This is a genomic window from Staphylococcus schweitzeri (assembly GCF_002902405.1).
GTDB lineage: Bacteria > Bacillota > Bacilli > Staphylococcales > Staphylococcaceae > Staphylococcus > Staphylococcus schweitzeri.
The window spans coordinates 35,258-43,557 of record NZ_PPQS01000012.1 but is presented as its reverse complement, the minus strand read 5'-3'; the positions used below and the strand labels follow the sequence as shown (position 1 = coordinate 43,557).

6 protein-coding genes are annotated in these 8,300 nt (G+C 31.4%); 4 read left to right on the top strand and 2 right to left on the bottom strand.

Annotated features, from left to right (window positions below):
• The first annotated feature begins 80 nt into the window (after nucleotides 1-80).
• Nucleotides 81-518: a GNAT family N-acetyltransferase gene (locus tag CD116_RS02610; protein ID WP_047550819.1), complete on the top strand. Its 438-nt coding sequence runs from the start codon at nucleotides 81-83 to the stop codon at nucleotides 516-518.
• A gap of 226 nt (nucleotides 519-744) precedes the next feature.
• Nucleotides 745-4,491 (top strand): bifunctional autolysin, encoded by a 3,747-nt coding sequence (gene atl / locus CD116_RS02605; protein ID WP_047550816.1) that lies wholly within the window; start codon nucleotides 745-747, stop codon nucleotides 4,489-4,491.
• Nucleotides 4,492-4,675: 184 nt separating this feature from the next.
• On the opposite strand, the gene CD116_RS13700 is transcribed toward atl, so the two are convergent.
• Both CD116_RS13700 and CD116_RS02600 read right to left on the bottom strand, forming a co-directional pair.
• Complete coding sequence (locus CD116_RS13700; RefSeq protein ID WP_156097058.1) at nucleotides 4,676-4,822, bottom strand: hypothetical protein; 147 nt, start codon at nucleotides 4,820-4,822, stop codon at nucleotides 4,676-4,678.
• A 95-nt stretch (nucleotides 4,823-4,917) separates the two neighbouring features.
• Nucleotides 4,918-5,337 (bottom strand): MarR family transcriptional regulator, encoded by a 420-nt coding sequence (locus tag CD116_RS02600; RefSeq protein WP_000278018.1) that lies wholly within the window; start codon nucleotides 5,335-5,337, stop codon nucleotides 4,918-4,920.
• A gap of 152 nt (nucleotides 5,338-5,489) precedes the next feature.
• On the opposite strand from CD116_RS02600, the gene CD116_RS02595 reads away from it, so the two are divergent.
• Nucleotides 5,490-6,500, top strand: a complete 1,011-nt coding sequence (locus CD116_RS02595) for an acyltransferase family protein (protein WP_047550813.1) — start codon at nucleotides 5,490-5,492, stop codon at nucleotides 6,498-6,500.
• 195 nt (nucleotides 6,501-6,695) lie between these two features.
• On the top strand, nucleotides 6,696-7,850 hold the full coding sequence (locus CD116_RS02590; protein WP_047550810.1) for an aminotransferase class I/II-fold pyridoxal phosphate-dependent enzyme: 1,155 nt from the start codon (nucleotides 6,696-6,698) through the stop codon (nucleotides 7,848-7,850).
• The last annotated feature ends 450 nt before the right edge of the window (nucleotides 7,851-8,300 follow it).

Genomic DNA, 8,300 nt, shown 5'->3' with positions numbered 1-8,300 from the left:
AAGAAATATCATACCCATCTAGATATGTTATGCTAAAGAAATTAATTTAAATATTTGTTTTATAAATTTGGAGGGATTAGATGTTTAAAAAAGTTATTAATCAACAAATGTTAGAAGACTGTTTTGCAATTAGAAAAAAAGTATTTGTTGAAGAACAAGGTGTACCTGCAGAAAATGAAATAGATGACTATGAATCAATTTCTATACATTTAATTGGTTACGATCACCATAACCTACCCATTGCAACAGCACGTATACGCCCTATTAATGAAAAGCTTGTAAAAATAGAACGAGTTGCTGTAATTAAATCTTATCGTGGTACAGGTATTGGTAGAAAACTTATGGATGCTGTTGATTCTTTGGCAAGGGATGAAGGTTATAAAAATGCTACAATGCATGCACAATGTCACGCTGTTCCATTTTATGAAAGTTTAAACTTTAAAAAGCGAGGTAATATATTTCTTGAGGAAGGCATTGAACATATCGAAATGTTGAAAAAATTAACCTCATATAATTAAAAAAAGTTGTATCTATTTTAGAAACATTTGTAATAAAGCAATTCTTAAATTGACATCAATTTTATTTATACTGTCACGTCACCATTGAGATTCTAAATTTATTTCATGTTTTTTAAGGAAAAATGTAAATTAAAAGTATATTACAAATTGGTTAAATACGCACAGGTCTTTAAAACAGGTACTATAATGTTATTAAAATTAATAAATGTTAGGAGTAATAAATAGAATGGCGAAAAAATTCAATTACAAACTACCATCAATGGTTGCATTAACACTTGTTGGTTCAGCAGTTACTGCGCATCAAGTACAAGCAGCTGAAACTACACAAGATCAAACTGCTAATAAAAATGTCTTAGATAGTAATAAAGTTAAAGCAACAACTGAACAAGCAAAGGCTGAAGTAAAAAATCCAACGCAAAACATTTCAGGCACACAAGTATATCAAGACCCTTCAATTGTCCAACCGAAAGCAGCAAGTAAAACACCGAATACACAAGTAAATACAAAAGTTGATACTGCACAAGTAAATAGTGACACTAGTGCAACTAAATCAACTACGACAAACAAAGTACAACCTGTTGCAAAATCAGCAACTACTACAACGCCTAAAGTAAACTCAAATGTTACAAGTGCTGGTTATAGTTTAGTGGATGATGAAGATGACAATACAGCAAATTCTCAAATTAATCCTGAGCTAATTAAATCTGCAGCAAAACCTGCAGCACTTAAAACTCAATATAAAGCAGCGACGCCAAAAGCAACTACTACAACACCTAAAGTAACAACATTTAGTGCTACTGCACAACCAAGAACTGCTGCAGCAGCACCAAAGACGAATTTACCTAAATATAAACCTCAGGTAAATTCATCAATTAATGATTATATTCGTAAAAATAATTTAAAAGCACCTAAAATCGAAGAAGATTACACATCTTACTTCCCTAAATATGCTTATCGTAATGGTGTTGGTCGTCCAGAAGGTATCGTTGTCCACGATACAGCTAACGATAACTCGACAATTAATGGTGAAATCAGTTATATGAAAAACAATTATCAAAATGCATTTGTTCATGCATTTGTTGATGGTAATCGTATTGTAGAAACTGCACCAACAGATTATTTATCTTGGGGCGTAGGCGCTGTTGGTAACCCTAGATTCATCAATGTTGAAATCGTGCATACGCATGACTACGCTTCATTCGCACGTTCAATGAACAACTATGCGGATTATGCAGCAACTCAATTACAATACTACGGTTTAAAACCAGATAGTGCAGAATATGATGGAAAAGGTACAGTGTGGACACACTATGCTGTAAGTAAATATTTAGGTGGTACTGATCACGCTGACCCACATGGTTACTTAAGAAGTCATAATTATAGTTACGATCAATTATATGACCTAATTAATGAAAAGTATTTAATTAAAATGGGTAAAGTGGCACCTTGGGGTACACAATCAACAACAACCCCTACTACACCAACTAAGCCATCTACACCGTCAACACCTTCAACAGGTAAATTGACAGTAGCTGCAAACAATGGTGTTGCTCAAATTAAACCAACAAACAGTGGCTTATACACAACTGTTTACGACAAAACAGGAAAAGCAACAAGTGAAGTTCAAAAAACATTTGCTGTATCTAAAACAGCAACTTTAGGAAATCAAAAATTCTACCTAGTTCAAGATTATAACAGTGGCAATAAATTCGGTTGGGTTAAAGAAGGCGATGTTGTATACAACACAGCTAAAACACCTGTTAGCGTAAATCAGTCTTATACAATAAAACCTGGAACTAATCTTTACACAGTACCTTGGGGTACATCTAAACAAGTTGCTGGTAGTGTTACTGGAACTGGCAACCAAACATTTAAAGCGACTAAACAACAACAAATTGACAAATCAATTTATTTATATGGATCAGTTAATGGTAAATCTGGTTGGGTAAGTAAATATTATCTAGTTGATATCGCTAAACCAACACCGGCACCTAAACCTGCTACGCCTACAACTAATAATAAATTAACAGTTTCAGCTTTAAATGGTGTTGCTCAAATTAATTCTAAAAATAATGGTTTATTCACAACAGTTTATGATAAAACAGGCAAACCAACAACAGAAGTTCAAAAGACCTTCGCAGTGACAAAAGAAGCTACATTAGGCGGAAATAAATTCTATTTAGTTAAAGATTATAATAGTCCAACATTAATTGGTTGGGTTAAGCAAGGCGATGTAGTTTATAACAATGCAAAATCACCTGAAAGTGTAATGCAAACTTATACAGTTAAACCTGGTACTAAGTTATATTCAGTGCCTTGGGGTACTTATAAACAAGAAGCAGGTTCAGTGACTGGCACTGGAAACCAAACATTTAAAGCTACTAAACAACAGCAAATTGATAAATCAATCTATTTATACGGTTCTGTTAATGGTAAATCTGGTTGGATTAGTAAAGCATACTTAGCTTCACCGGTTGCACCTAAAACAGCAGTTGCACAACCTAAAACAGCTGTAAAAGCTTATTCTGTTGTTAAACCACAGGCTACGCAAACAACTCAAACTGTTAGAAAAATTGCTCAAGTTAAAGCGAACAATACAGGTATTCGTGCTTCTGTTTATGAAAAAACAGCTAAAAATGGCGCTAAATACGCAGACCGTACATTCTATGTAACAAAACAACGTGCGCATGGTAATGAAACGTATGTACTTTTAAATAATTCAAGTCATAATATCCCATTAGGTTGGTTTAATGTAAAAGACTTAAATATGCAAAACTTAGGTACAGAAGTTAAAACTACTCAAAAATACACTGTAAACAAATCAAATAGCGGCTTATCTATGGTGCCTTGGGGTACTAAAAACCAAGTCATTTTACCAGGTAATAATATTGCACAAGGTACATTTAATGCAGCGAAACAAGTATCAGTAGGAAACGATGTTTATTTATACGGTACAATCAATAACCGTACTGGTTGGGTAAATGTTAAAGATTTAACAGCCCCTATTGCTGTTAAGCCTACAAATTCTGAAGCAAAAGATTATAATTACACATATGTAATTAAAAATGGTAATGGTTACTATTATGTAACGCCAAATGCTGATAATGCAAAATACTCATTAAAAGCATTCAACGAACAACCATTTGCTGTTGTTAAACAACAAGTCATTAATGGACAAACTTGGTACTATGGTAAATTAGCTAACGGTAAACTAGCATGGATTAAATCAACTGATTTAGCTAAAGAATTAATTAAATATAACCAAACTGGTATGACATTAAATCAAGTTGCACAATTGCAAGCTGGTTTACAATATAAACCACAAGTACAACGTGTTCCAGGTAAGTGGACAGATGCTAATTTTAACGATGTAAAACATGCCATGGATACAAAACGTTTAGCTCAAGATCCAGCACTTAAATATCAATTTTTACGCTTAGACCAACCACAAAATATTTCTGTTGATAAAATCAATCAGTTCTTAAAAGGTAAAGGCGTATTAGAAAATCAAGGTGCTGCGTTCAATAAAGCAGCTCAAATGTATGGTATCAATGAAGTTTACCTAATTTCACACGCTCTACTAGAAACTGGTAATGGTACTTCTCAATTAGCAAAAGGTGCAGATGTAGTTAACAATAAAGTTGTAACTAATACTGCAACAAAATTCCATAATGTATTTGGTATCGCAGCATATGATAACGATCCATTACGTGAAGGTATCAAATATGCCAAACAATCTGGTTGGGACACTGTTTCTAAAGCAATCATTGGTGGCGCTAAATTCATTGGTAACTCATATGTAAAAGCTGGTCAAAATACACTTTACAAAATGAGATGGAACCCTGCACATCCAGGTACTCACCAATATGCTACAGATGTAGATTGGGCAAACATTAACGCCAAAATTATCAAAGGTTACTACGATAAAATCGGCGAAGTCGGCAAATACTTCGACATCCCACAATATAAATAAACCACAACAAATATAGGATCAAAAGTCATCCCCACCTCACAAGCAGAGGGCGGATGACCTTTGATCCTTTTTTACACTTAAATATCGAAAGACTTAATTACACAAATAAACGTAAATCCATTGTAGTATTGCCGACAATCAAACATGTCATCAATCGCAAACACAGTTTATCCTCATAAACATGTTAAAATATATCAAAATTTATATCATTAACAAATGATGCACAAAAAATATCCACATTGGTGTCTGCACTAATGTCAACAACCAACACACTAGCATCCTCATACAATACATACACAAGCAAAAAAGGCGGTAATTGTTTATCATCCATCAATTTCAACAATTACCGCCCTTTTCGCTCGTAATACCTTATTCAATTTATTATGTTTTCCCTGCTTACTTGATTATGTATATGTCTTTGTCATATTACAATGAAATACGTCGTTGGTTTAACTTATCAAGAAGTTGATTCAAGTTATCTAATTCCCCTTCTGATAAACATTGACATCTTGCTTCTATCAATTCACAGCGTGCTTTATTTATTTGAGAAATTAAATCTCGTGCCTGGTTTGTTAAGATTAATTCCTTGCATCTAAGATCTTCACTAGATTGTTGACTCGTAATGTAACCTTTTAACACTAATTTCTTAATCCATCTTGAAACTATAGATTGTTCTCTGCTAATCTTCATCGTCAAATCATACTGTGATAAGCGATCGAAGTTGTATAATATACGGAGAAGTTCTAACTGCTCTGATGTAATATCCGTACGTTGCCCAAATCGTCTATTCACTAAGTTTAAGTCGTTATTCGTCAGTGTAATAAGTTTTTCAAGTTGTTTATACATGTTGTTCTACTCCACTACATTTTATTTATAATATTATATGCTTTTTTTATAAATTTTACAATACTAATCGACATAATAGACAAATTTGTTGCATAACTAATGCAAAATATAATAAATTAGTAAGAGTCTCATTGACATAAAGGAGAAAAAATATGACTTCATTAAAAGAGAGAGATTACTTTTTCGACAACGCAAGAGCAATTTTAATATTATTAGTCGTATTTGGACATATGTTACAACCTTATACAAGTGGAGATAAATTTTTATCTGCTTTATATTTAGTTATCTACAGTTTCCATATGCCAACATTTTTATTTATATCTGGATATTTTGCTAAAAATATTGATAAACCTTATTATTTAGAAAAAATTGCAAAAAGATTACTTGTACCATATATGATATTCTTTGCATTCTTTTCAATATACTATTTTCTAACAGGTAAGAGTGATGAGTTACAACTCGATCCATTCAATCCAGTATTTGCACTATGGTTTTTAATTACTTTATTTTTCTTCCATGTTATATTAGTTATCGTGAGAAGATTTAATCCGTATAAAGTATTAACTGTTTCAATTATTATTTCTATTGTTGCTGGATTTTCAGAAAACATTGATAGTTACTTAAGTATTTCGCGAACAATCGTGTTCTTCCCAATTTTTTATATTGGTTTTATTTTCACTAAAAAGCAAACAAATATATTCAAAAGTAAGATACTTATACCAATATCTATTATTACGTTTATCATGTTTTTTGCGATTTATTTGATTCATCCTATTAATGCCGATTGGTTACTAGGAAGTTCGCCATATACTTCCCTTGAACATGAAGGACAAAGCATTTTTAGTCCATTTAAAAGACTCGTATTGTACGCTATTATTTTAATTGCAATGACTGCATTTTTAAATTTAATTCCTGAAAAGAAACAATTTTACACATATATTGGTAGTCGCACGCTTTATATTTATTTATTGCATGGTCTAATTATTGGTATTGTCAGAGGATTTGAATGGTATCCATTTGATAAACCTATATGCATGATGACTTATATATATTTAATTAGTATTTCTGTAGTGATTGTATATGTCTTGTCAACAAACTTTATTTGTAAGTGGACGAATCCAATCATTAATTTACAAAGACCATCACAATTTAAAGATTCTTAATTATCTAATGTCTAAATACATTAACTGTAACAACTTCATTCATTTTGAAAAGTAGTTACCACTGTGTATTTAGACATTTTTCTTTTTTCAAATAAAGCTAAAGTAATTTACCCTTTTCTGCTTTAAAAGTATGTTATGATATTATTAATTTCTAAATTTTTAGACAATATATGATTTATATTTGAGGTGTCACAAATGAAACTTTCTCTAAATTCTAATTCTAAATATTTAAGAGCACCAAGTATTCGCCAATTTTCAAATCGTATGAAAAATCTTGACGACTGTATTAATTTGACTATTGGCCAACCTGATTTTGCAATGCCAGACGTGGTTAAACAAGCTTATATAAATGCAATTGAAAATAATAAAACAACGTATTCACATAATAAAGGTATGTTAGAAACACGTGAAGCAATCAGTCAATACTTCAAAAATCGCTATCAATTTTATTATGATCCGGAAGAAATTATTGTTACGAACGGTGCAAGTGAAGCATTAGATACATCTTTACGTTCAATCATTGAACCTGGCGATGAAATTCTAATACCTGGTCCAATTTATGCTGGCTATATTCCATTGATTGAAGTGTTAGGTGGAATTCCTATTTATATTGATACAACAGCAACTCAATTCAAAATTACACCGGATGCCATAAAAAGACATATAACACCTAAGACAAAAGCCATTCTATTAAACTATCCTACAAATCCAACTGGTGTTGTATTGAAACGAAATGAAGTAGAAGAACTAGTAAATGTATTAAAGAAATATCCAATATTTATTATTAGCGATGAAATTTATGCGGAAAATACATTTAGTGGAAAGCATGTATCATTTGCCGAATTTGAAGATATTCGTGACCAATTGTTGCTAATTGGAGGTCTAAGTAAGTCTCATTCTGCAACAGGCATACGTATTGGCTTTTTATTAGGTCCTGAATATTTAATCGAAAAATTAACATTTATGCATGCGTATAATTGTATCTGCGCAAATGTACCTTCTCAGATGGCCTGTATAGCTGCACTTAAGGAAGGATTGGAATCACCTAAATACATGAACGAAGCTTATATTGAACGTAGAAATTATTTAGTATCTGAATTAACAAAATTAGGTTTTAACATTACTGCACAACCAGAAGGCGCTTTTTATATCTTTCCAAGTATTAAACATATAACAGATGATGATTTCAAATTCTGTGTTGATTTATTAGAAAGTGTGCATTTAGCTATTGTTCCTGGTTCAGCATTTACAGAGGCTGGTAAAGGATTTGTAAGAATTTCTTATGCTTATGATATGGATGTTTTAAGAGAAGGTATAAATAGACTCGCACAATTTTTGAATACTAAATAAATAAATTATAGGAACTGGACGTTATATTATTGAATTTTAAAATATTACGTTCAGTTTTTTGACATTTCATCTATATCTTTCAATTTTTTATATTTTTACATCTTCTGATTATTTTCAGCTACATATTTTCAATCATAAAAACCTTTATTCACACTTTAAAAATAATATTACCCTCAAAAGTTAGACTGAAAATCTGACTTTATGGGATAGACATCAGTTTAAAATCATATATCTCATGTCACTTTATAAACTTTAAAGCATTTAAAATTAATATATCTCTATCCCACAATTACTTTGTTTTTTATACAACTCCATTCATATTATTTTGATTGTAAAAGTGCAAAAAAATTAATCACCCTACTAATTTCACTCAATCAAATAAAGCGTAATACAATCAAATTTTAATTCCTTTAAAGTTTTTGTAAACACTAATCTTTACAAAAACTTTTT

What these genes read in the sequence shown, in the direction of transcription:
- CD116_RS02610 (WP_047550819.1), top strand. Translation starts at nt 81, where the DNA reads ATGTTTAAAAAAGTTATTAATCAACAAATGTTAGAAGACTGTTTTGCA.
- atl (WP_047550816.1), top strand. Translation starts at nt 745, where the DNA reads ATGGCGAAAAAATTCAATTACAAACTACCATCAATGGTTGCATTAACA.
- CD116_RS13700 (WP_156097058.1), bottom strand. Translation starts at nt 4,822, where the DNA reads ATGGATGATAAACAATTACCGCCTTTTTTGCTTGTGTATGTATTGTAT.
- CD116_RS02600 (WP_000278018.1), bottom strand. Translation starts at nt 5,337, where the DNA reads ATGTATAAACAACTTGAAAAACTTATTACACTGACGAATAACGACTTA.
- CD116_RS02595 (WP_047550813.1), top strand. Translation starts at nt 5,490, where the DNA reads ATGACTTCATTAAAAGAGAGAGATTACTTTTTCGACAACGCAAGAGCA.
- CD116_RS02590 (WP_047550810.1), top strand. Translation starts at nt 6,696, where the DNA reads ATGAAACTTTCTCTAAATTCTAATTCTAAATATTTAAGAGCACCAAGT.